This is a genomic window from Campylobacter sp. RM12654, assembly GCF_020137585.1.
Classification (GTDB): domain Bacteria; phylum Campylobacterota; class Campylobacteria; order Campylobacterales; family Campylobacteraceae; genus Campylobacter_E.
This window is the reverse complement of record NZ_JACGAR010000052.1, coordinates 1-1,866: the sequence shown is the minus strand read 5'-3', so window position 1 is coordinate 1,866 and position 1,866 is coordinate 1. Positions and strand designations below refer to the sequence as shown.

The window sequence follows — 1,866 nt, the reverse complement described above, 5'->3', positions numbered from 1 at the left end:
ACTTAGAGATTGTTTTTTAAAGCTTATTATTTTTTACCTTAAACCTAAAAGTTTTTTATATTTTTTATATTAAAATTCTTTTGATTAGATTGTTAAAAATTTATAAAAATATTAATTTTTATAATTACCCCCCCCCATTTTGTTAGTAATTGATTAACCTTTATATATTGATTTTTAACTATAATAAAGCATTTTTCATTTATTTTTTAGGGGAGAAAATGAATAGAACTATAAAATTATCTTTAATAACTTTTATATTAGCGGGGGGGGGGTAATTTAGCTCTTGCTGATACTATTCCAAGCACTGCTATAAATTCTTTAGCGTATGCTAAAGATACTATTAGTAATGGCAAAACTATAACAAGCACTACCTATACAAATCCAACTGATATTACTCACACAGGTGGAAATATTAAATTAGGTAAAATTAATGAAACTCATTTTATAAGTAATTTAAATATTACTACAAGCGATACAAACAATAGATTAGAAATAAATGGTGATGTATATTTACAAAATATGAATATATCTAAAGTTAATCAAAATGGTAATACAAATTTTGGAATATTAATAGATAATAACAAAAAAACATCTAGTCTGACTATGATTGGTGGAAGTTTAACTAATGTTGCTTTAGATTTATGGACTGCTGGTTATAATGATTCTATTATATTAGATGGAGTAAAAATTGAAAATATTAAATATGCTCATAAAACTCCACAAAGTGGTAATTTAATTGTGTCTAATTCAACTATAAAAGATAGTAGTTTTAACAAAGAAACTACTTTTGTTAATTCTAAATTGCTTGGAAATATTAGTGGAAATATTGTTGTAGATAATTCTATAGTAGAAGCTACTTTAAATACGAATACTTTAGAAGTTATAAATGGTACTACAATTAGTTCTGATATTAGCAAGGTTAATAATTTTATTTTAGACAATTCTACTTTAACCACAGATTTAAATGCCAAAAATATTACCATTAAAAATGATGCAAAATACAATAATAAAAATATCACAGCAAGTGGCACATTGACTATTGAAAATCATCAAATTATAAATAACGATAAAGATAAAATAACATTAAAATCTAATGGAATTTCAACATATAAAGATAGTGTTATTAAAAATGCAGTTTTGGATTCAAATCTTAATAGGATTGATTTTTATAATACAAATGAATTAGATAATGTAAAAATATCTAATGATAATGCTTGGGATGTTACAAAACATCATATTACGATTCGGAATAATACTAAGGTTACAATAAATGATAGTGAGATAATTAATTCAGCTATTAATCAATCTGCTTCAGCAGATTTTGATAGTGAAGTGATTATTAATAATACTAAATTAGTAGATACAGGAATTGGGGCTTTAAATAAAAATGATTTATATACTAGAATTCCAAAATTAGAATTAAATAATGTAAATTATATAAATAATGTAGAAAATAGTGGGATTTTTGCAAAAGAAATTACTATAAATGGCGGATATATAAAAGCTAATAAATTATATGGAACTGATACTTTTATAGTTCCAGGAGTAAATGATATTTCAACTCAAGATAATACTAAGGTTATTATAAAAGGTGGTGCTATTATAGAAGCATTGGTTGATGGGGAAGAATTAGAGATATATAATTCAAAACTAACAGGAGATTCTCTTATTACCAATATAAAAACAGATAATAGTGAATTAATCGGCAAAATAGAAGCTACTAATAATATTGATATTAGCAATTCTAGTATCAAAGGTGATATAAAAGGTAGTGAATTAAAGCTTTTAAATTCTGATTTAAATTCAAATTTAATAGATATTGCAAATAATGTAATTATTGAAAATACTGAAACAAAAACCATCACA

The 1,866-nt window shown here is 23.7% G+C and carries 1 protein-coding gene; it reads left to right on the top strand.

Features of this window, described 5'->3' with window-relative positions; translation table 11 throughout:
• Window positions 1–519: 519 nt before the first annotated feature.
• The coding region (locus AVBRAN12654_RS09240) for a hypothetical protein (RefSeq protein ID WP_336614369.1) at window positions 520–1,866 on the top strand (1,347 nt) is incomplete at its 3' end.